This is a genomic window from Streptococcus sp. 2022WUSS135 (assembly GCF_044427045.1).
GTDB lineage: Bacteria > Bacillota > Bacilli > Lactobacillales > Streptococcaceae > Streptococcus > Streptococcus hashimotonensis.
The window spans coordinates 1-22,822 of sequence record NZ_JAOTGL010000030.1 but is presented as its reverse complement, the minus strand read 5'-3'; the positions used below and the strand labels follow the sequence as shown (position 1 = coordinate 22,822).

Annotated in this window: 23 protein-coding genes; 22 read left to right on the top strand and 1 reads right to left on the bottom strand. The window is 42.7% G+C overall.

All coding sequences use genetic code 11. The annotated features are described in order from the left end of the window. Window positions 1-204: 204 nt before the first annotated feature. Entirely contained in the window at window positions 205-2,712 is a 2,508-nt protein-coding gene (locus tag ODU45_RS08595; RefSeq protein ID WP_398581138.1) for an SEC10/PgrA surface exclusion domain-containing protein, read from the top strand. Between the two features lie 78 nt (window positions 2,713-2,790). Then, on the top strand, window positions 2,791-3,039 hold the full coding sequence (locus ODU45_RS08590; protein ID WP_153059425.1) for a hypothetical protein: 249 nt from the start codon (window positions 2,791-2,793) through the stop codon (window positions 3,037-3,039). A gap of 55 nt (window positions 3,040-3,094) precedes the next feature. Here the strand turns inward: ODU45_RS08590 and ODU45_RS08585 are convergent, their stop codons facing one another. Beyond that, window positions 3,095-4,093, bottom strand: coding sequence for a LacI family DNA-binding transcriptional regulator (locus ODU45_RS08585; protein ID WP_398581137.1), 999 nt, complete (start codon window positions 4,091-4,093; stop codon window positions 3,095-3,097). 132 nt (window positions 4,094-4,225) lie between these two features. Here ODU45_RS08585 and ODU45_RS08580 point away from each other — a divergent pair, with 132 nt between their 5' ends. From ODU45_RS08580 to ODU45_RS08485, 20 genes are all read left to right on the top strand, one after another. Then, window positions 4,226-5,389, top strand: a complete 1,164-nt coding sequence (locus tag ODU45_RS08580; RefSeq protein WP_053867101.1) for a galactokinase — start codon at window positions 4,226-4,228, stop codon at window positions 5,387-5,389. 147 nt (window positions 5,390-5,536) lie between these two features. Then, on the top strand, window positions 5,537-7,018 hold the full coding sequence (gene galT / locus ODU45_RS08575) for a UDP-glucose--hexose-1-phosphate uridylyltransferase (protein WP_398581136.1): 1,482 nt from the start codon (window positions 5,537-5,539) through the stop codon (window positions 7,016-7,018). Between the two features lie 74 nt (window positions 7,019-7,092). After that, window positions 7,093-8,001 (top strand): DMT family transporter, encoded by a 909-nt coding sequence (locus tag ODU45_RS08570; RefSeq protein WP_398581135.1) that lies wholly within the window; start codon window positions 7,093-7,095, stop codon window positions 7,999-8,001. A 48-nt stretch (window positions 8,002-8,049) separates the two neighbouring features. Next, window positions 8,050-8,679 carry a copper homeostasis protein CutC gene (locus tag ODU45_RS08565; RefSeq protein WP_398581134.1) on the top strand — a complete coding sequence of 210 codons (630 nt, stop codon included), beginning with the start codon at window positions 8,050-8,052 and terminating at the stop codon, window positions 8,677-8,679. Window positions 8,680-8,915: 236 nt separating this feature from the next. Next, window positions 8,916-9,314 (top strand): hypothetical protein, encoded by a 399-nt coding sequence (locus ODU45_RS08560; protein WP_398581133.1) that lies wholly within the window; start codon window positions 8,916-8,918, stop codon window positions 9,312-9,314. Between the two features lie 129 nt (window positions 9,315-9,443). Continuing rightward, window positions 9,444-9,971: a YqeG family HAD IIIA-type phosphatase gene (locus tag ODU45_RS08555; protein WP_398581131.1), complete on the top strand. Its 528-nt coding sequence runs from the start codon at window positions 9,444-9,446 to the stop codon at window positions 9,969-9,971. Further along, window positions 9,972-11,078 carry a ribosome biogenesis GTPase YqeH gene (yqeH, locus tag ODU45_RS08550; protein ID WP_205026562.1) on the top strand — a complete coding sequence of 369 codons (1,107 nt, stop codon included), beginning with the start codon at window positions 9,972-9,974 and terminating at the stop codon, window positions 11,076-11,078. Window positions 11,079-11,134: 56 nt separating this feature from the next. Further along, window positions 11,135-11,446 (top strand): ribosome assembly RNA-binding protein YhbY, encoded by a 312-nt coding sequence (yhbY, locus tag ODU45_RS08545; RefSeq protein WP_004195298.1) that lies wholly within the window; start codon window positions 11,135-11,137, stop codon window positions 11,444-11,446. Window positions 11,447-11,458: 12 nt separating this feature from the next. After that, window positions 11,459-12,091 (top strand): nicotinate-nucleotide adenylyltransferase, encoded by a 633-nt coding sequence (locus tag ODU45_RS08540; RefSeq protein ID WP_099831152.1) that lies wholly within the window; start codon window positions 11,459-11,461, stop codon window positions 12,089-12,091. Continuing rightward, a complete protein-coding gene (gene yqeK / locus ODU45_RS08535; RefSeq protein WP_205026561.1) occupies window positions 12,088-12,675 on the top strand; it encodes a bis(5'-nucleosyl)-tetraphosphatase (symmetrical) YqeK in 588 nt (195 codons plus the stop codon). The genes ODU45_RS08540 and yqeK overlap by 4 nt, the downstream gene beginning before the upstream one ends. 1 nt (window position 12,676) lies before the next feature. Continuing rightward, window positions 12,677-13,186, top strand: coding sequence for a cysteine hydrolase family protein (locus ODU45_RS08530; protein WP_205026560.1), 510 nt, complete (start codon window positions 12,677-12,679; stop codon window positions 13,184-13,186). Window position 13,187: 1 nt separating this feature from the next. Beyond that, window positions 13,188-13,547 (top strand): ribosome silencing factor, encoded by a 360-nt coding sequence (rsfS, locus tag ODU45_RS08525; RefSeq protein WP_398581130.1) that lies wholly within the window; start codon window positions 13,188-13,190, stop codon window positions 13,545-13,547. A gap of 153 nt (window positions 13,548-13,700) precedes the next feature. Beyond that, entirely contained in the window at window positions 13,701-14,447 is a 747-nt protein-coding gene (locus ODU45_RS08520) for a class I SAM-dependent DNA methyltransferase (RefSeq protein ID WP_398581129.1), read from the top strand. Next, window positions 14,444-15,532, top strand: a complete 1,089-nt coding sequence (locus ODU45_RS08515) for a nucleotidyltransferase (protein WP_398581128.1) — start codon at window positions 14,444-14,446, stop codon at window positions 15,530-15,532. Before ODU45_RS08520 ends, ODU45_RS08515 begins: the two co-directional genes overlap by 4 nt. 1 nt (window position 15,533) lies before the next feature. After that, window positions 15,534-16,232: an ion transporter gene (locus tag ODU45_RS08510; RefSeq protein ID WP_398581127.1), complete on the top strand. Its 699-nt coding sequence runs from the start codon at window positions 15,534-15,536 to the stop codon at window positions 16,230-16,232. A 67-nt stretch (window positions 16,233-16,299) separates the two neighbouring features. Next, entirely contained in the window at window positions 16,300-17,028 is a 729-nt protein-coding gene (locus ODU45_RS08505; RefSeq protein WP_398581126.1) for a MerR family transcriptional regulator, read from the top strand. A gap of 295 nt (window positions 17,029-17,323) precedes the next feature. After that, the gene (locus tag ODU45_RS08500; protein WP_024414697.1) at window positions 17,324-18,550 is read left to right on the top strand and encodes a peptidoglycan bridge formation glycyltransferase FemA/FemB family protein; all 1,227 of its coding nucleotides are present in this window, start codon (window positions 17,324-17,326) and stop codon (window positions 18,548-18,550) included. Continuing rightward, a complete protein-coding gene (locus ODU45_RS08495) occupies window positions 18,550-19,722 on the top strand; it encodes a peptidoglycan bridge formation glycyltransferase FemA/FemB family protein (protein WP_172030149.1) in 1,173 nt (390 codons plus the stop codon). Before ODU45_RS08500 ends, ODU45_RS08495 begins: the two co-directional genes overlap by 1 nt. Window positions 19,723-19,751: 29 nt before the next feature. Further along, window positions 19,752-20,162, top strand: coding sequence for a peptide deformylase (locus ODU45_RS08490; RefSeq protein ID WP_174853938.1), 411 nt, complete (start codon window positions 19,752-19,754; stop codon window positions 20,160-20,162). A 416-nt stretch (window positions 20,163-20,578) separates the two neighbouring features. Continuing rightward, complete coding sequence (locus ODU45_RS08485) at window positions 20,579-22,678, top strand: ATP-dependent Clp protease ATP-binding subunit (RefSeq protein ID WP_398581125.1); 2,100 nt, start codon at window positions 20,579-20,581, stop codon at window positions 22,676-22,678. Window positions 22,679-22,822 lie beyond the last annotated feature (144 nt).

The window sequence follows — 22,822 nt, the reverse complement described above, 5'->3', positions numbered from 1 at the left end:
AAGCAATATTTAATTCCAAACTTAACTGATTTGTGTTATACTGTTTATACATTTTCATGCCTTTCTAGTTGTTTTGTCGTTATTATAATTATAAAGCATGAAATGGAAAACGAGCAACTCCTAATTGGAATTGCTCGTTTTTTATATGTGAGAAGCTAGTTTTTGCCCAGCCTCAATCCTAACAGCAACTCAGGAGAAAAAACTATGAACAAAAAATCAATCAAAACATTCGCAACAGGTGCGGCAATCGCAACAGCAATCGGTGCTACTTCTGCACCAGTATTCGCTGAGGAAGTAAAACCAGTTACAACTGAAACACCAGCAGCGGAAACTACTGCTGTTGAAACACCAAAAACTGCTGCTGAAGCAAAATCAGAAGTAGACGCACAAGCACAAGTTGTAGCTGATGTCCAAGCTCAAGTAGAAACTGCAAATCATCAAGCACAGTTTGCAAATTCAGACCTGTCTAACGCACAATCTGCTGTTGATACTGCAACCCAAGCTGTTAAAGACGCTGAAGCAAACGCTGCTAAAGCAACACCAGAAAACATTGCAGCTAACCAGTCTGACCAAACAGCTAACCTTGCTGACCAAACAGCTAACCTTGCTGACCAAACAGCTAACGCTGCTGAAACAGATGAAGTTAACGCTGAAATCACAGCACAAACACAAGCTGTTGCAGATGCTCAAACAGCTGTCAATACTGCCCAAGCAGAAAAAGACCAAGCAGATGCCACAGTAGCATCTAAAGAAGCTGATGTCAAAGCAGCACAAGATGCTCTTTCTGGTACTGGTCTTGCGGAAGCTCAAGCAACTCTTGACCAAGCTACAGCTGATGTCAAAACAGCACAAGATAATGTTACAACTGCTACTACAGCCGTTGATACAGCTAAAAAGGCAGATGCAGACCGTCAAACTAAGATTGATGCAGCAACAACTGACGTTGCAGTCAAAACAGACGCTGTTAATACAGCAAAAGCAAAATTGACTACTGCACAAGATACTGTTAAAACAACAACTGAAGCAGTAAGTAAGGCTACTGACGCTGTCAAATCAGCAACAGACGCTCTTGCAAATGTGGATACTGTTACAATCGCAGACTTGACTCAATTCAAAGCTGATAAAGCGTCAGGCGATTCAGACTTTATGACTGATTCTGGTGCTACTGCTATTGAACAATCTTCAACTAAGATTGGTGAAGATGATAAAGCTGATGTTGTTGCAATTGGTAAACTCACAGTTGACCAACAACAAAAATTAAGCCTTTATGCAGCTCAAGTATTGACTGAAATCCGTACAAAACTTGGCATTTCAGACATCACAGTTACTGACGCAGCAATGGATTCTGCTAAAAATCAAGGTGCTAAGTACGTTGCTCGTGGTACATCTGTTGCACAAGACGGTCACATCGCTGGTGACTACACTGGAGAAAACATCTCAACTGTATACTCAACAACTGATACCGTAACAATGTATGACCTCAAACAGCTGATGTACAATGCTATCATGGGACAAACATTCGCTGATGCACCATCAAACTGGGGTCACTTGAAGAACAACCTCAAAGGTAATCATATCGGTGTTGACGTTGTGAAAGTAAATAGTCAACTTCACATCATCAGCGTTATCCAAACAGCTGGTGGTACTGAAATCACCAACCCAAATGACCCAGCAGCACTTCAAGCCGCACTCACTCAAGCTCAAGCAGCTCTTACAGCAGCCCAAACTGCATCTGATGAAGCAAAAGCTAAGTTGACCCAAGCAAGCTCAGATTACGCTACCGCACTTGAAGCTAAAACACAGGCAGAGAAAGTCCTTGCTGATGCTACTGCCACACCGCTTCAAACACAGGTAGCAGAAAATAACCTACTTCTTGCAACAATTGCTCTTCAAAACGCTGAAGCTCGCAAAGCTGACGCTCAAAAAGCTGTTGACAACTTCTCAGCAAATCTTGCTGAAAAGAAAGCAGCTCTTGATACTGCCAAAGCTGAACTTGCTACAGCACAAGCTACTGCAAACTCTAAGGCTGAAGCTCTTAAAACAGCTCAAGCTAACCTTGCAAGCCAACAAGCAACCCTTAATAGCTTGAACAAAGAGCGTACTGCACTCCTTGCAGAAAAAGACCGCTTGGTTGAAGAAGCTAAAGCACTTGCTGAAGAATTGAACGATTACTTGAATGCTCCTGCAATTCTTGCTGAAGCACAAGCAACTCTCACAGCAAAACAAGCTACTCTTGCTGAAGCACAAGCTAAAGCTGAAACTGCTCAAGCTAAACTTGAAGCACTTACTACTAAACTCAACGAAGAAAAAGCTAAATTGGCAGAACTTCAAGCTGAATACGCAACAGTTAAAGACCTTGAAGACAAAGCAAAAGATAACATCATTGCTACTCTTCCAGATGGAACCATTGTTGCAGTACCAAAAACAGCACCAACTGCTGAAACAAAACCAGCTGTCGATGTTAACTTGGTTAAAGATGCCGTTGCAAAAAGTCAAGATGTGAAGGTTGTTGACGGTAAAGTTGTGGTGGCGAACCCACAAGCAGGTGTAGCCGTGACACAAACAGCTACTGGAGAAAAAGTGACCTACTCACGTGTCGAACGAGCTAAGACCTTGCCAAACACAGGGGAGCAAACAAGTCTATTGGCGCTCGCAGGTGTGGCAGTATTATCTGGTCTTGGTCTTGCAGCTGCAAGAAGACGTAGAGGGTAAGTGATGAACATTGTAAAGTCAATCCTTAAAGTCTATTGGAAACTATCTGTATTTACGTTTCGTTTGATGAGACCGTTTTTGAATTATCTCGAAAAAGAATTGTATAAAACAATGAGAGAAATGGGACCAAGCGGAACGGTCCCAGTTGATAATAACTCACTAGATGTAGCTGCTGCGGAGAATGAAGAAGCACGTAGAAAAATGATTGAGGCAGAAAGGCGGGCTCAAATAGCAGCTGAACGTGCAAGACAGACCCAACATCATCAAGACCAATTGAGGGCGGCACAAGCTAGAACAGATGCTGATAGAGCTAGAAGACAATACTAAAATAAAAAAACTTCCTATCGAAAAAATTTGGTAGGAAGATTTTTCTTATACCTTATTAGTAAGAACTTTCCCGTATAACCAGCTGGGTACCCAGCTTGATTTTGCGGGGGTGGTGGGGCTGCGGACTTGTTATGACACGGTCCAGCAGTTGCATGGCTTCCTGTCCCATTTCTTCTGTGAAGACACTGATAGAAGACAGGGCTGGATAGACCTGGCGCGTGATGGCTGTATCGTTAAAGGTGATGAGTTGGACCCGTTCTGGCACTGCGATTTGACGTTCCTGTAGGGCTCTAAGGGCACCGACAGCCAGAGTGTCGTTTGCCATGAAGAAGGCTGGGGGCAGCTGGTCACCCAGGTTGGCAATAGCCTGGCTCATCAGCTCATAGCCCGACTGGGTGGAGAACTTTCCTTGGTAGATGTAGTCTTCTTGGAGCATGCCCAAGGAGTCTAGATAGGTCCGGAAGGCAGTCAGGCGGGGGTCTGTTGGCAGTTGGTGTCCGTCTGTGGTTTCTTCCTGTCCGACTAGGAGTCCAATATCAGTTAGACCTTGTGAACGGAAGTGGTCGATAACTGTCTGAACAGAGTGTTCAAAGTCAGTCGTGATACAGGAGAATCCCTCGGTCAGCGTATCAGAATCCACAAAAATCAGCTTGGAAGACAAGTTGGTCAGCTCTGCTATTTGCCCAGAAGAAAATTTACCAACTGCGATGATGCCGTCCAATCCTTGAAGGAGGGGATTGGTCAAGTCGTTGAAGGAGCGGATGATTTGATAGCCGAGAAGGCTGGCGGTCTGCTCGATGCTGGCACGGATGGAATAGTAGTAGAGGTCAGCCAGCTCTTCGCTTTCGGTGTACCATTGGACAATACCGATGGTGCCTTTTTGTTGGGGTGCTTGTTTTTTGAGGTGTTTGGTGTAGCCCAGGTCCTGTGCCAAGTTGAAAATGCGGTCGCGGGTTTCTGGGCTGACGGATAGGGTCAGGTCTCCCTTGAGAACTCTGGAAATGGTGGCAGAGGATAGTTGAGCTTTTTCGGCGATTTCTTTGATAGTAACCATGTTTTTCTCCTGTTTATTTGTCTCTAGTATAGCATAAAAAATAAAATTAGTAAAAATTTAGTAAAAATATTGACTTTTAAATTCTTGAGTTGTACAATAAAAGAAAACGATTACAAAATCTAGGAGGTTCTTATGGATAAAGAACAACTCAAGCAAGCCTTTCTCGATGTTTTTGGACAAGAGGCTGATGCAACTTTCTTCTCACCGGGTCGGATTAACTTGATTGGTGAGCATACTGACTATAACGGTGGTCATGTTTTTCCTGCGGCTATTACCTTGGGGACCTACGGTGCTGCTCGCAAACGTGACGACCAGCTTCTACGTTTTTATTCCGCAAACTTTGAAGAACTTGGAATTATTGAAGTGGATTTGAACAATCTGGTCTTTGATAAGGCGGACAACTGGACCAACTATGCCAAAGGTGTTCTTAAGTTCTTGCAAGAAGCAGGACATGGCATTGATACAGGTATGGAAGTCTTTGTTTACGGTAACATTCCAAATGGTTCAGGCTTGTCATCATCAGCTTCTCTGGAACTCTTGATTGGCATCATCGCAGAAGAAATGTATGGTCTAGAATTGACTCGCCTTGATTTGGTAAAAATTGGGAAACAAACGGAAAATCACTTTATCGGTGTCAATTCTGGTATCATGGACCAGTTTGCTATCGGTATGGGAGCGGATAATCGGGCGATTTACCTTGATACCAATAGCTTGGAGTATGAATTGGTGCCACTTGACTTGGGTGACCATGTGATTGTCATCATGAACACCAACAAGCGTCGTGAATTGGCAGATTCTAAGTACAATGAGCGTCGTGCGGAATGTGAAAAAGCAGTGGAAGAATTGAATGCAGTCTTGAATATTCAAACTCTGGGAGAATTGGATGAATGGACCTTTGATCAATATAGTTATTTGATTAAGGATGAAAATCGTATCAAGCGTGCCCGCCATGCTGTCTTAGAAAATCAACGGACCTTGCAGGCTCGTAAGGCCTTGGAAGAAGGAGATTTGGCAACCTTTGGTCGTTTGGTCAATGCTTCTCATGTCTCTTTGGAACATGATTATGAAGTGACAGGTTTGGAATTGGATACCTTGGCTCATACAGCTTGGGAGCAAGAAGGCGTTCTTGGTGCTCGGATGACAGGAGCTGGTTTCGGTGGCTGTGGTATTGCCATTGTTCATAAGGACAAGGTTGATGCCTTTACTGAAAATGTTGGTAAGACCTATACTGAGGTCGTTGGCTATGAACCAAGCTTCTATGTAGCGGAAATTGCTGGAGGCTCTCGCGTCTTATAGACATTCATTTTGTCTTTTATTAGGTTGACAGAAGTGACTTATATGTAAGTTTATCGACTGGATGCGACGAACGTTGAGAAGTGGTATTGGCTTGTTTCCTAGCCTTTTCTTAAACTGAAAGACTATTTTTAATAATAGATTGGAGAAATGATGACAGGATTGGTGGAGCGTTTTGTTGAGCAGGTCATTGCCAACAGTGATTTTGAGGAAATGGATGCTCTTTACCTGCGCAATCGGGTCTTAGCTTTGGTGGGAGACCAGGTTCTGACTGTTCAAACAGATTTAGAGGACTTGATTGAATTAAAAGATGAACTATTGGCTCATGGAGTTCGAACTGGTTTTGTGGGTGAATTGCTGGAAGAGCAGGACATGGTTGGGGCTTGTTTGATGGATTTGATGACACCGAGTCCGAGTCAGGTCAATCGTGATTTTTGGCAGACCTATCAGGACAGTCCAGAGCAAGCGATTGGCGACTTCTATGAATTGAGCAAGCGCAATGACTATATCAAGATGGCTGCGATTGCGAAAAATATCTATTATCAAGTTTCGACAGAGTATGGGGATTTGGAAATCACAATCAATCTGTCCAAACCTGAGAAGGATCCTAAGTCTATTGCAGCGGCTACGAAAGCTGAAGCAAGCAATTATCCCAAATGTCTACTCTGTATGGAAAATGAGGGCTATCAGGGTCGGATTAATCACCCTGCACGCGCCAACCACCGCATTATTCGCTTGGATCTTGGTCAGGAAAAGTGGGGCTTCCAGTATTCGCCTTATGCTTACTACAATGAACATGCTATTTTCCTAAATCAGGAACATGTGCCGATGGTCATTAGTCCGCGAACATTTGAGCAGCTCTTGGACTTGTTGGATTTGTTGCCAGGCTATTTTGTCGGCTCCAACTCAGACCTACCAATCTCGGGTGGTTCCATCTTGACCCACAATCACTATCAGGGTGGGCGGCACAGTTTTGCCATGGAAAAGGCACCGATAGAAGGCCAGCTGGTCTTCGACGGCTTTGAGTCCGTTTCGGCAGGGATTGTCAAGTGGCCCATGTCGGTCATTCGCTTAAGTTCAGCAGATAAGGCATCGCTTCTTGGTTTAGCGACTAAGATTTTGGAAAAATGGCGGAGCTACTCAGATGATAGCGTTCAGATTAAGGCTGAGACGGATGGAACTCCCCATCATACCATCACCCCGATTGCTCGGAAACGAGGAGATTTGTACGAGCTGGATTTGGTTCTCCGCGACAATCAGACTTCAGAAGAGTTTCCAGATGGCATCTATCATCCACATCCAGATGTGCAACATATCAAGAAAGAAAATATCGGCTTGATTGAGGTCATGGGCTTGGCGATTTTACCTCCACGCTTAAAGGCAGAATTGGCTGAAGTAGAAAAATTTTTACTGGGTCAAGCTAGTCAGGTGGCTGACTATCATCAGTCTTGGGCGGAAAGTCTGAAAACAGCTCACCCAGATGTGACGGAAGAAACTGTCAATCAAGTTGTTCGTGAATCAGTGGGACAAATTTTCGCGCGTGTATTGGAAGATGCAGGGGTCTACAAACGTACTCCAGAAGGACAGGCAGCCTTTATGCGATTTGTAGAGTTTGTGGGTCTCAAACAATAATGACAGCAAAGAGTGGGACGGTGTCCTGCTCTTTTGGTATAATGGAAGTATTCACAGTGTGAGAAGGAGATATGATGGCAGAAAAGAGATTGGGGACACTGATTACATTAATAGCAGGTATAGCCTGGGGCTTGTCTGGAGTGAGTGGACAGTACTTGATGTCACGTGGTGTTTCAGTGGATATGATTACCTCCCTGCGTTTGTTGGTATCGGGATTCTTTCTTGTTGGCCTGGCTTATGCTACAGCGAAAGAACAGCTGTTGATAGTGTTGAAAAATAGAAAAGCCTTGTTGGGAATTTTTGTTTTTGCGATGTTGGGTCTGGTTCTTAACCAGATGGCTTATTTACAAGCCATCTATCATACCAATGCGGGAACGGCTACGGTTTTACAATACCTTTGCCCTATCTTAGTCTTGGCTTATACCTGTTTGAAAAATAGGGAAAAACCATCAGGGATTGAGTTGATTTCAATTCTCTTAGCCGTAGCAGGAACTTTTTTGATTGCGACTCATGGCAAATTAGATGAATTGGCAGTGACTCCAATCGGTTTGTTCTGGGGAATCTTCTCAGCTTTTACTTATGCGCTATATATTATTTTGCCAGGTAAATTGATCCGTCAATACGGCAGTATAACAGTGATTGGTTTAGGGATGTTAATGGGTGGTTTTGTAGTCACGCTTGGTTTGCAAACTTGGCAGCATCGTCTTCCTATTGATGGTGGAAGTTTCCTGGGTCTGCTAGGTATTGTCGGAGTCGGGACGATTTTTGCCTATACTGCCTTTCTTAAAGGCGTCAGTTTGGTTGGTCCTGTCAATGGTAGTCTTTTGGCCTCGATTGAGCCGATTGCATCTGTCTTTTTTGCGGTATGGTTGGTCAATGAGCAATTTTATGCAATTGATTTTGTTGGAATGTTGTTGATTTTACTTGCTGTTTTACTTATTTCTTTAAAAGATATATTGGTTGCCCAAAAGAGTATTGGTTAATATACTCTTTTTTTGTTATACTAAAGAAAAAACTTGAAAGGAATAAAGATGATTAAAGAATTTTGTTCCGAAAATCATGTAGGTGTGATGAAGGCCCTATCCCTAGGAGCTAAACGGATTGAACTCTGTGATAATTTGGCAGTCGGAGGAACGACGCCGAGTTATGGAGTAATCAAACATGTTTGTCAACTGGCTCATGAGAATGAAGCCACAGTCATGACCATGATTCGCCCTCGAGGTGGAGATTTTTGCTACGATGAAGCTGAGGTGGAAATGATGGTTGAAGATTGTAAAGTAGCGATTGAACTAGGTTCAGATGGTCTGGTTTATGGTTTGTTAACCGAGGAAAATTGGTTGGACGAAGCAGCCTTGGAAAGACTGTTTGCTGTTTCGCAGGACTGTCAGATTGTCTTTCACATGGCTTTTGACCAAATTCCTCACGAACGCCAATTTGAGGCTCTTGATTGGCTGGCAGAACATGGAGTGACACGGATTTTGACGCGTGGAAGTCTGACAGGTTCAGCTTTGCAGAATATCGATTGGTTACGAGACATTCAAGCCTATGCGGATGGAAAAATTGAAGTTCTTGTTGGCGGTGGATTGACTGTGGAAAATGTGCCAACGTTATTAGAATCATTACCAATCAATCAAGTACATGGAACGAGATTATTTTGGTAAGGTAGCTTTGAATTTGAAATAAATTACAGAATAATAATCGAAGTTTATTCAGAAATGTTTAGAAGTTAAGGTTTGTTTAAGCATTGGAAGGTACAATATATTTATTCTTTTTCATATAATATCCATGGAAGCAGTCGACATGTTCGGCTGTTTTCATTTTTGTTTGCTAAAGTCCGGTATACAGACTAGAAACTGCTGCGTCTCTATTGAATCCCCTACGTAAAGAATTGAGAACTGTGGCTGTTGAGGTGAGTGATTTAGCATTGGATTATGCCGTTCGTTTAGCCCAATCCTTGAATAGTACTTTGCGTTATCAGAATTATGATAGCTTGATTGCCATTGCTAAAACCAAAGGAGTTGAACCCAAAGGTAAGGACTGTCAATCATTTTCAGAGTACAGACAGCGTTACAGTCTCTATGATGCTAAGAAGTTAATTTATTGCGCTCTCGCATGGCGTCTATTCGATGATAGTCATGCAAATTATGGACATGCTCTTACCATTTTGGGGTTGGATGAGGATGAGTCAAGAGTAGAGCAAATCGGTTTTGCTTTTTCAAAATTTACTCTTGATATTGATTGGTTGCTAACCCATATGATTTTCATTCCGAAAGATTGGATTTTGGAAGAAGGGTAGATTTAATTTACAACTACCATTAGATTACCTCCAGAAGGCACTCGGTTGATCCGAGTGTTTTCTGCTATCCATTCGCATTTTTCTTAGAAAAATGGTATAATTATCCGATAAAAAACTTTGGAGACGATAGTGAGTTTAGAAAATTACATGCCGGATTTTGCCTTGGAAAAGGCTTATGACGTGACCGTCGAAAGCTTGAAAAAACATGGCATAAAAGTAGTGTTTGTTGACTTGGATAATACCTTGATTGCATGGAACAATCCCGATGGAACGCCAGAGATGCGCCAGTGGTTACATGATTTGCGAGACGCAGGCATTCCTGTTGTGGTGGTGTCTAACAATAAATACGAACGTGTCAAACGGGCGGTTGAAAAATTTGGGATTGAATTTGAAGCCTTCGCTCTCAAGCCTTTCACCTTTGGGATTAACCGTGCCCTGAAACGCTTTAATGTCCAGCCACATGAAGTGATCATGATTGGCGATCAGTTGATGACGGATATTCGGGCTGCTAAGCGAGCAGGTCTCAAGTCTGTCTTGGTCAAACCTTTGATAAAGACGGACTCTATCAATACGCAGATTAACCGTTGGCGTGAACGACGGACCATGAAGAAAATCATCGCCAAATATGGGGCGATAGACTACAAGAGGGAGATGTAAGTGGAAGAATTATTTTGTATCGGCTGTGGTGCCCAGATTCAGACGCTAGACAAGTCTGTCGCTGGTTTTACACCTCAATCAGCCCTAGAAAAAGGCCTGGAAACAGGGCAACTCTACTGCCAACGTTGTTTCCGTTTGCGCCATTACAATGAGATTTCAGATGTCAATATCTCGGATGACGATTTCTTAAAACTCCTCCATAGCGTAGGAGAAAGTGATGCTTTGGTGGTTAATGTCATTGATATTTTTGATTTCAATGGTTCAGTCATTCCAGGTTTGCCTCGCTTTATTTCAGGCAACGATGTACTTTTGGTCGGCAACAAGCAGGACATTTTACCCAAGTCTGTCAAGACAGGCAAGGTCACTCAGTGGTTGACCGAGCGGGCGCATGAAATCGGCATGCGACCAGTTGATGTGGTCTTGACTTCTGCTCAAAACAAGCAGGCTATCAAGGATTTGATTGAAAAGATTGAACAACACCGCAAGGGACGGGATGTCTATGTGGTCGGCGTGACCAACGTCGGCAAATCAACCTTGATCAATGCTATTATCCAAGAAATCACAGGGGACAAGGATGTCATTACGACTTCACGTTTCCCTGGAACAACGCTGGATAAGATTGAAATTCCTCTGGATGATGGTTCATACATCTATGACACGCCAGGAATTATCCATCGTCACCAGATGGCCCATTATTTGACGGCTAAAAACCTCAAGTACATCAGCCCTCGCAAAGAAATCAAGCCAAAGACCTACCAGCTCAATCCAGAACAAACCTTGTTCTTGGCTGGTCTGGGACGATTTGACTTTGTGGCTGGTGAACGCCAAGGCTTTACGGCCTTCTTTGACAATGAATTGCAGCTCCACCGCACCAAACTGCAGGGAGCTAGCGAGTTTTATCAGAAACATGCGGGCTCACTTTTAGTGCCGCCAACCAGCAAGGAATTGAAAGAATTTCCTGAATTGGTCCGTCATGAATTTACCATCAACGAAAAGACGGATGTGGTCTTCTCAGGTCTTGGTTGGATTCGTGTCAATGAAAAGGCTAAGATTGCAGCTTGGGCACCTAAGGGTGTGGATGTGGTGATCCGCAAGGCGATTATCTAGATGTGAGTCCTGGTTACATTTGTTAGCCAATAAATATAGAAACATAGGAAAAATAGATGTCATTAACTTCAAAACAACGTGCCTTTTTGAACAGTCAGGCACACAGTCTCAAACCCATCATTCAGATTGGGAAAAATGGTCTCAATGACCAGATTAAAACCAGTGTTCGTCAGGCGTTGGATGCGCGTGAATTGATCAAGGTGACCTTGCTACAAAATACGGATGAAAACATCCACGAAGTAGCTGAAATCTTGGAAGAAGAAATCGGTGTGGATACGGTCCAAAAAATCGGTCGCATTTTGATTTTATTCAAACAATCTAGCAAGAAAGAGAACCGTAAAATTTCCAAACAGGTCAAAGAAATCTAAGAAGGAGAGCCTATGGCTATTGAACTCTTAACACCCTTTACCAAGGTTGAATTAGAGGTTGAAAAGAAAGAAACCAATCGCAAACAAGTGGGGATTCTGGGAGGGAATTTCAATCCTGTCCACAATGCTCATTTGATTGTGGCAGACCAGGTCCGTCAACAGTTGAAGTTGGATGAGGTCTTGCTCATGCCAGAATTCATTCCGCCTCATGTGGATAAGAAAGAAACCATTGACGAATACCATCGCTATTCCATGCTCAAGATGGCTATTGCAGGTATTGAGGGCTTGGGGATTGAAACCATTGAACTGGAACGCCGTGGTGTCAGCTATACCTACGACACCATGAAATTGCTGAAGGAAAAAAATCCTGATACGGATTATTATTTCATCATTGGTGCAGATATGGTAGACTACCTGCCAAAATGGCACAGGATTGATGAATTGGTCAAGATGGTGCAGTTTGTAGGTGTCCAGCGTCCTCGTTACAAGGCAGGGACTTCCTATCCTGTTATCTGGGTAGATGTGCCCTTGATGGACATTTCCTCCAGCATGGTACGGAGCTTTATCAAGCAAGGGCGGGTGCCGAATTTTATGGTGCCTCATGAAGTTCTGGACTATATCGAAGAAAAGGGACTCTACCAATGATTGCAGCAGATTTGACATTTGACCGTCAGGCTCTTTTGGAAAAAATCCGTGTAGCCATGAAGCCAGCGCGCTTCCAACATGTCTTGGGGGTGGAGCAGGCGGCGCTTGCCTTGGCAGACCAATACGGCTGTGATCCGAAAAAAGCCAGTCTGGCAGCGCTTTTGCATGATTATGCCAAGGAAGTGGAAGACCAAGTCTTTCTGGACTTGATTGCCAAGTATGATTTGGACAAGGACTTGCTCAACTGGGATAATAATATCTGGCACGGTGTGGTTGGTGCCTATAAAATCGCAGAAGATTTTGGCTTGAAAGATGAGGAAATTTTCCAAGCCATTCAACGACATACTATTGGTGCTGGGCAGATGACCTTACTGGACAAGGTGCTCTATGTGGCGGACTACATCGAACCCAATCGGGATTTTCCTGGGGTGGACGAGGCGCGACGAATTGCAAAAGAGTCTTTGGACAAGGCAGTAGCCTATGAAACAGCCCAAACCATTTCTTATTTAGCCAAGAAGGGGATTCCCATTTATCCACAAACTTTGGAAACTTATAATGCTTATGTCGGAGAGTTAGGAAGGTAAGATGAAGTCAGCACTATTAGTCATTGACATTCAGTATTTGCCTGTGGAATGCAAGCCCTATGGGATTGAGAATCGGCTTCGGCTCTGGCAAGATAGCCTTGCTCAAGCTCGTCAAACGGGGCTAGAAGTCATCCATGTCCGCCATCATGATCAGGAATTGGTCAAGGGGACTGCTGACTGGGAGCTTCACTCAACTGTTGCACCCTTAGCTAGTGAGAAGATTTTCGATAAGACCTTCAATAGCGCCTTCAAGGAAACGGGGCTTCATGCTTATTTGCAGGAAAAGGGAATTGAGCAGCTCATCATTATGGGGATGGCAACCAATTTTTGTGTTGATACGACGATTAAAGTAGCCTTTGAACTAGGCTACAAGGTAGCTGTGATTCTGGACGGAACGACGACAGGTTATTCAGGAAAATTGGATGCCAAGGACTTGATTGACCACTACCAAAACATCTGGTCATGGAATTTTGCCCAGGTGGATAAATTAGAAAATATAATTAGAGGATAAGATGAAAGAACTAGATTTAGTAAAAGTTGTGGTCCAGGCTGCTGATGACAAGCGAGCTGAGGACCTTGCTGTAATTGATGTTCAAGGCGTGACTAGCCTGACAGACTACTTTGTGATTGCCAGTTCCATGAACAGTCGTCAGTTGGAGGCTATTGCGGAAAACATCCGTGAAAAGGTAGCGGAAGTTGGGATCAAGGGTAGCCGTGTAGAAGGCGATAGTAACGGTGGCTGGGTCCTATTGGACCTTGGAGGCGTAGTCGTTCATATCTTCTCAGAAGAAATGCGTGACCTCTACAACCTTGAAAAATTATGGCACGAAGGCAGCTTCCTGGAAGTAGCAGACTTTTTAGAAGAGGAATAGTGAAACAGTTCGGGGAACTGTTTCAGCTGGTCACCTTAACACTCGAAAGTGACCATAGAGAGTTCACTATTATGTGATTAGAAGTGATAGACTTCTTGAACACAGTGTGAGTTAATGAAGCAGTCGATTGGCTGCTTTTTATGAAAGGAAAATATGGCAACTTATGAAACCTTTGCGGCGGTCTATGATGAGATCATGGATGATAGCTTGTATGATAAATGGACAGATTTTAGCTTGCGGCACCTGCCACAAGACACCAAGACAATTTTAGAATTGGCCTGTGGGACGGGTATTCAGGCTGTGCGTTTTGCTCAAGAGGGCTATGAGGTGACAGGGCTTGACCTGTCCTATGAAATGTTGGAATTAGCCCAGAAAAAAGCAGAAGCTGCTGGTGTCATGATGGAACTAGCCCAAGCAGATATGATGGCTCTGGAAGGTGTTGGAGATTTCGATGCGGTGACCTGTTACTCGGACAGTCTGTGCTATATGGCAGACCGAGAAGCTGTTTTGCGGGTCTTTGAAGGAGTTCACTCTGTTCTCAATCAAGGTGGTACTTTCCTTTTTGACGTTCACTCCATCTATCAAATGGAGGAAGTGTTTGCAGGCTATAGCTACCATGAAAACTACGAGGATTTTGCCTTTGTCTGGGACACCTATGAAGGTGAGCATAAGCATTCCATTGTGCACGAATTGACCTTCTTTGTCAAAGATGAGGACAGTCAAGAGGAGCGATTTATCCGGCGGGACGAGGTCCATGAAGAGCGGACCTACCCGATTGAAACCTATGTGGAATTATTGAAACAAGCTGGTTTTGCATCTGTGGAAGTCTTTGCGGACTTTGAAGATGAGGCTCCGACAGAAACTAGCCAGCGGTGGTTTTTCAAGGCGGTCAAGGCATGATTTCAGGGATAATAGCAGAATACAATCCCTTCCATACAGGTCATAAATACCTGCTGGAACAGGCGGAAGGCTTGAAAATTGTGGTTATGTCTGGCAATTTTATGCAACGGGGTGAGCCAGCCATTGTGGATAAGTGGACACGGGCTCAGATGGCTTTGGAACACGGGGCAGATCTTGTTGTTGAGATGCCCTTTTTGGTGTCGGTCCAGTCGGCTGACCATTTTGCCAAGGGAGCAATCAGTATTTTACACAGGCTAGGTGTGGAAAAACTGGTTTTCGGTACGGAAGAAATGCTGGATTACCAGAAAATTGCGGATATTTATGTGGATAAGTCGGAAGAGATGGAAAATTTTGTGAAAAACTTGCCAGACAATCTCTCTTATCCACAGAAGACCCAGGCCATGTGGCAGGAGTTTGCTGGGCTGACCTTCACAGGAGATACACCCAATCATATTTTGGCTCTGGCTTACGCTAAGGCGGTAGCTGGGACAGGCATTCAGCTTTGTCCAGTTCAGCGGCAGGGGGCTGGTTTTCATTCGGAAGAGGTGGAAACGACCTACGCCTCGGCGACGGCTATCCGCAAGGGTGCTGACCAGTTGGACTTGGTGCGTGACTTTTTACCGTCTGCCAGTCTCTTTGAAGAGGCGACCAAGGTAAGCTGGAGAAATTATTTTCCCCTGCTCCGCTACCAGATTGCGACCCACCGAGATCTCAGTCAGGTCTTTCAGGTCAACGAAGAACTAGCCAGTCGTATCCGCTCTGCCATTGGGAGCGCAGCGACCGTGGAGGAGTTAGTGGATGCCGTTGCGACCAAGCGCTACACCAAGGCGCGGGTGCGGCGGGTGCTGACCTACATCCTGGTCAATGCGGTGGAAGCTCCCTTGCCAGATGCGGTCCATGTCCTAGGCTTTTCGGCTCGAGGCCAGGCCTATCTCAAGACGGTCAAGGAGCGGGTGGACTTGGTGACGCGGATCGGCAAAGAGCCCTGGGACAGCCTGACCCAGCAGGCGGATGTGGTCTATCAATTGGGCGCTAACGCAATAGCAGAGCAGACCTACGGGCGCGTGCCGGTGAGGGTGGAGTGAGATGAGGGAAAAATTATTTTGTATTCTAGAAAATGATAACGATAGTTTATTGTCACGTTGCTATAACTTAATAATGTTATTTGCAATAGTGGTTAGTTTGATTCCTTTGATGTCTAAGCATACGAATTCTTTTCATTTGTTAATGGATTATACTTCGACTGCTATTTTTTGCTTGGATTATCTTTTTAGAATGCTAACAGCTGACTTCAAATTGCAAAAAGGAAAACTATCATTTCTGTTCTACCCATTTAGCCTATTAGCAATAGTGGACTTATTGTCCATTTTACCGACTTTTTTATATTTTAATAACAGTCTTCGATTATTGAAAATTGTACGGATGGGACGAGTACTTCGAGTTTTCAAAGTTATCCGCTATTCAAAAAACATTCAGATTTTGACGAACGTTTTGCAAAATCAAAAAGAGTCATTATTGCTAGTAGCAAGCCTGGCTGTTGGTTATATTTTCTTTACTGCTTTATTGATTTTTTCGGTTGAGCCTGATACTTTTGAAACATTTTTTGATGCAATTTATTGGGCGACTATATCATTAACTACTGTTGGCTATGGTGACATATTTGCAACAACAATGCTAGGAAAAATCATTACAATGTTTTCTTCGAGCATTGGAATTGCGATTGTTGCTCTACCTGCGGGGATAATTACAGCTGGCTATATGAATGAAGTTACAAAGAAGGGGTAAAAAATCATATTTCTCTTGACTCTCACCTTACGTTATCCCTTATACTGGGCATAGAGAGGAGATTTCTATGAACGAAAATTGGACAGTTAAGCAGGTCAGTCGGTTGACAGGATTGACGGTGAGGACCTTGCACCACTATGACCAGATTGGTTTGCTCAAACCAGCATTTGTGGCTGAAAATGGTTATCGCTACTATAATCAGGAGAATTTGGCTCGTCTGCAAGAAATTCTCTTATTTCGTGAATTAGATTTTCCTCTCAAAGATATTCAGCAGCTTCTGGACGTGACGGAAGTCAATCGTCAGCAGGTCTTGCGGGACCATATCACCCTTTTAGAGCTCAAAAGGGAACGGCTGGATCGCATCATCAATCACGCCAGATTGCTCACAGAAAAAGGAGGAGAAGTCATGGATTTTCACGCATTTGACAGCAGTCAACTAGAAGCCTACAAGGCGGAGGCCAAGGAGCGGTGGGGACAGACCTCGGTCTATTCCGAGTTTGAAGAAGGTTACGATACCAGCAAGGACCGGATGTTTGCCCAAGAGATGCAGGCTATTTTTGAAGCTTTTGGAAAAATGCTGAGCTTAGAAGTCAGTTATCCAGATGTGCAGGCTCAGGTAGCGAACTTGCAGGCCTATATCACGGAAAATTTCTACACCTGCACCAAGGAAATCTTGCAAAATCTAGGTCTTATGTATGTTGAAGATGAACGATTTTCAGCCAACATTGACCGAGCAGGTGGACTAGGAACAGCAGCATTTGTCAGTCAAGCTATTGCGATTTATTGCCAAGAATAAATAAGGAAAGTCTAGTGAGAACTAGGCTTTTTTATGTTCATCTTGGCTATGTACATATCAATTCAATTATGACTTGGAGGTACATTGCTAAATTTTAAAATATTAGAAGCAAAATAAAACTATCATATATATGCACAAGTGATTTCGTGGCACAAATAAAACATTGTTATTTTTTTATGATTGAGTAAAAATACTTGACAAAATCGATTGCTATACTAGTATAGCAGGGCTTGACACTACGGGCAAGCCCTTCCTAATTAGCGTTAAAAGTAATTATGAACAAGGGGAATAATTAATGTTTTACACTTATAAAATAGGTATATCTGCTGAGGAACATGATTCATTTGTGAAGCAATCACCACAGGCTAACCTGTTGCAGAGTAGTCAGTGGGCAACCGTAAAAAGTGAGTGGCGAAATGAGAGACTAGGCTTTTTTAAAGATGGGAAATTAGTGGCAGTTGCTTCTCTTCTTATCAGAAGGTTGGTAGTACCATTTGGTTTTACGATGATTTATATACCAAGAGGTCCTGTAATGGATTATGAAGATGCTGAATTAGTATCATTTGTATTTAAGTCCATTAAAGAATTTGCCCTCCGAGAACGCAGTGTTGTTATAAAATTTGATCCATTTATTCGACTATCTAGTAAAACTATAACAGGAGATAGGGAAGAAGAATTAAATGTACTTGCCGTCAAAGATAGGATTGTTGATTTGGGAGGTATTTGGTCTGGTCGAGTGCAGACCATGTCAGCTACAATCCAACCTACTTGTCATGCAGTATTATATAGCGAATCTTTCTCAGAGGAATCACTAAATAAACGAGTTCGACAAAATATTCGGTCGGCGCGTAATAAAGGTATTGAGATTCGAATTGGTCGTGAGGAATTGTTAAGAGATTTTTCAGAGCTATTAAAAAAGACTGAGGAGCGCAAATCTATTCGCTTGCGGGGGAGAGAGTATTATCAAAAAATATTGAATGCCTATCCAGAAAATTCTTATATTGTAGTTGCCTATTTGGATTTAGCAGAGAGATATGAACAGTTATCTTATCTTGAAGAAAAATTAGTAAAAGAGGCCATGACCTTCACGTCCACTACAAGACAATCGAAGATTGAAAATTATAAAAAAGAAACCCGAAGAATAAATACAGAATTAGAAATGATAAATTCTCTGACTCGTAACGGGAGTAAGCTAGTTCCATTGGCTGGTACTTTGACAATAAATTTTGCAGGAACATCTGAAAATATCTATGCTGGTATGGATGAAAAGTTTAAACATTATCAGCCTGCTTTACTAACATGGGTGGAGACAGCAAAGTATGCTTTCGAACGAGGTGTGAAATGGCAAAATTTAGGAGGAATAGAGCCAACTTTAGACGGAGGCCTTTATCACTTTAAATCACATTTGAATCCAGTAGTAGAAGAGTATATTGGGGAATTCGACCTTATTGTTTCGCCAATATTATATAAGATTTTTCAAGTTTTACTGGAAATTAGAAAAAAATTAAGGAAGAAAAAATAATGACTTTTTGTCAAATAACTAAAGAAGAATTTTTAAAGCATTGTCAACAAGTAAATGAAAAATCATTTTTTCAATCCATTGAAATGGCTGGATTACTATCCAAGCGAGGATACGATGTTCGCTATGTTGGTTTTAAAAATTCACAATTAGAGATCGTTATTTCTACTTTGCTTTTCTGTAAGAAGATGGCTGGTGGTTTGTATATGGAATTGAATTCTGGACCGCTGGTTACCGATCATGCTTATTTAGAGGAATTTTATCAATCTTTAAAAAACTATGCTAAGCATGAAGGCGTACTTGAATTGGTGGTCAAGCCTTCCCAAGCCTATCAACTCTTTGATAGTGTAGGGAGTCCAATTAGTGAAGCAGATACTCAACTAATTGAGAAGCTAGTGCAAGTTGGATTTAAACATGATGGCTTACAAACAGGTTATCCAAATGGAGAGCCTGTTTGGCATTATGTGAAGGATTTGCAAGGGTATTCAACAACGTCGTTATTGCAATCCTACAATAAAAATAGTAAGCGAAACATAAAAAAATCAGAAAGTTATGGTATCAGGATTCGTAGTATCAATCATAAGGAGCTTTCAGCTTTCAAAAAAATAATTGAGGAAACTGGAGCTAGACAAGGCTTTGAAGATAGAGATAGTGGTTATTATAACAGTCTTTTTGAAAGCTTTGGTACACAGGCAGATTTTTTAGTTGCAGAACTTGACCCGAAAGCCAGTCTAAAGCAAATTGAAAAGGAAATAGAAACAAGTGATAGAAATTCAAAACAGTATGCACAGCAAGTGCAGAAATTGTTGAAAAAACAGGAGGTGGTTCAAAATATTTTAAATCAAACTCAGACAGCTCCTATTTTTTTGGCATGTGCACTGATAATTTATGATGTGAATGAGGCAACTTATCTTTTTGGTGGCTCATATTCAGAGTTTCAAAGCCTATCTGCACCTTTCTTACTTCAATATGAGGCGATGCAACGTGCAATAAAACGAAATCTTAAGCGTTATAATTTCCTTGGTATTCAAGGGATATTCGACAGCTCAGATGGTGTTCTTCGATTTAAACAGAACTTTAATGGCTATATTTTGAGAAAAGCTGGTACTTTTCGTTATTATCCTCATCCGATAAAGCATAAAATAATTCAAATTATCAAAAAAATAGTAAAATAATACTATATACTTTATTGAAAGAGGTTCCCATGATTCAACCTATTATGAAAGATATTTTCTTCCTGCAGCAGAAGTCTGAGCCTGCGACTCAGCTAGATGTGCAGGTAGGTCAAGATTTACAGGATACTTTGGTAGCCAACGCTCACGCATGCGTGGGCATGGCGGCCAACATGATTGGCGTCAAAAAGCGGATAATCATCGTCAACATGGGCTTCACCAATCTGGTCATGTACAATCCCGTCCTCATCAGCAAGGCCAAGCCTTATAAGACTGAGGAGGGTTGCCTGTCGCTGGAAGGTACCCGCCCGACGACACGCTATCAGGAGATTGAAGTGGAGTTTTTTGATGCTTCATGGAAAAGGCAGAGCCTAAAGCTGACAGATTTCCAAGCCCAGATTGTCCAGCATGAACTGGACCATTTGGAAGGGATTATCATCTAGTAGTTACCGAATCTACCGTCAGGTAGATTTTTTATCGTCGTTTAGTTTATCTTTTATTACGTCGTTAACTCACCTTGCCTAACTCCAGTTATGTCTACGGCTCGTTGCCTAGTACTAAAAGTAAACTAAAAGACTATATCAAAAAGTCAAAAAAGGTCAAACAAAACCATTGACTTTTACTGATCAATGATGTAAAATAAGATTCGTAAGGTAAAGGACCTTACGAATTCTTTGAACAAAAGGTCAGTTTAGGTCAAACGAGAAGGGTTTGACTTACTCTTGGGCCTATTGGTCAGTAAAAGACAAACTTCTAAGGAGGTTATATGAAAGACAGGATTATACCCTACTAGCTATTTTTTTAAAACAAAGGTCAGTAAAAGTCAAAAACAATAGAATTTATAAACGAGGTAAAAACTATGAACAACAATTTCAATAACTTTAACAATATGGACGATATTTTCAATCAACTCATGGGCAATATGGGTGGCTATAGTACAGAGCGTCGCCGTTATTCTATCAATGGGCGTGAAGTGACACCGGAGGAATTTGCCATTTACCGTCAGACTGGTCGCCTGCCACAGACAGAAGAAGTGGCTCAAACACAGGCTAAAGGTCAGATAAAGTCAGACGGAATTCTGGCAAAACTTGGTCGCAATTTGACACAAGATGCGCGTGAAGGTAAGTTGGATCCAGTCATTGGACGAAATAAGGAAATCCAAGAAACCTCTGAAATTTTGGCACGCCGTACCAAGAACAATCCTGTTCTGGTCGGTGATGCGGGTGTTGGTAAAACTGCGGTAGTAGAAGGATTGGCTCAAGCCATTGTCAATGGTGATGTGCCAGCAGCCATTAAGAACAAGGAAATCATCTCCATCGACATTTCAGGCTTGGAAGCAGGGACTCAGTATCGTGGGGCTTTTGAGGAAAATGTGCAGAATCTTGTGGATGAAGTCAAAAAAGCTGGCAATATCATTCTCTTCTTTGATGAAATTCATCAGATTTTGGGAGCTGGCAGCACTGGTGGAGACTCAGGTTCCAAGGGCTTAGCAGATATTCTCAAACCAGCCCTGTCACGTGGGGAGTTGACCGTTATTGGTGCGACTACACAGGACGAATACCGCAATACCATTCACAAGAATGCTGCTCTGGCTCGTCGTTTCAATGAAGTCAAGGTCAATGCTCCATCCGCAGAAGATACCTACCAGATTTTGAAAGGGATTAAGCCGCTTTATGAAGCCCACCACAATATTGAATTGCCAGATGAGGTTTTGAGAGCTGCGGTTGATTATTCCGTCCAATATATTCCACAACGTAGCTTGCCTGATAAGGCTATTGACCTGGTCGATGTGACTGCTGCTCACTTGGCTGCACAACATCCTGTGACAGATATTCAGACCTTAGAAGCAGAAATGGCTGAGGCAAAACAGTTACAGTTGGAGGCGGCTGAAAAAGAGGATTATGAAAAAGCCTTGAATGAAAAAGTCCGTATTGATAAGCTACAAAAACAGATTGATAATCATACGGAGCAGCAGAAAGTGGTAGCGACTGTTAATGATGTGGCTCAGGCGGTTGAGCGGATGACAGGTATCCCAGTCTCACAAATGGGAGCTTCTGACATTGAACGACTCAAGGAATTGAAAAATCGTCTGGCAGCTAACGTTATCGGTCAAGACGATGCGGTGGAAGCAGTATCTCGTGCCATTCGTCGGAATCGTGCAGGTTTTGATGACGGCAACCGTCCAATTGGTTCCTTCCTCTTTGTCGGTCCGACAGGTGTGGGTAAGACAGAGTTGGCAAAACAGTTAGCGCTTGACTTGTTTGGTAACAAGGATGCCATTATTCGTTTGGATATGTCGGAATACAGCGATCGGACCGCCGTTTCCAAATTAATCGGTACCACAGCTGGTTACGTCGGTTATGATGACAACTCTCATACTCTGACCGAGCGTGTTCGTCGTAATCCTTACTCCATTGTCCTCTTGGATGAGATTGAAAAAGCAGATCCACAAGTGATTACCCTCCTTTTGCAAGTCTTAGACGATGGTCATTTGACTGATGGACAGGGCAACCAAGTCAATTTCAAAAATACCATTATTATCGCGACTTCAAATGCTGGTTTTGGTTATGGAATGGCAGAAGGTGAAGAAAATCAAGACATCATGGACCGCATCGCACCATTCTTCCGTCCAGAATTCCTCAACCGTTTCAACGCAGTTATCGAATTCAAACACTTGGGCAAAGAAGACCTCAAGGCTATCGTCGATTTGATGTTAGCCCAGGTCAATAAGACTCTGTCTAAAAAAGGTATTCAGTTAGAAGTGACCGAGGCTGCCAAAGAGTTCTTGATGGAAGAAGGCTATGACCAGGCCATGGGAGCCCGTCCTCTGCGCCGTGTAATTGAAAATCAGATTCGAGACAAGGTAACAGATTACTATTTGGATCATGTTGATGTCAAATATCTGGAAGCGGATGTGGTTGATGGAAGCATCCAAATAAAAGAGCAAAGCTTTGCTTAAAAATAGTGAAGAATTCGAAAGAGGCTGGGCAAAAACTAGCTTCTCACATATAAAAAACGAGCAATTCCACTTAGGAGTTGCTCGTTTTCCATTTCATGCTTTATAATTATAATAACCACAAAACAACTAGAAAGGCATGAAAAT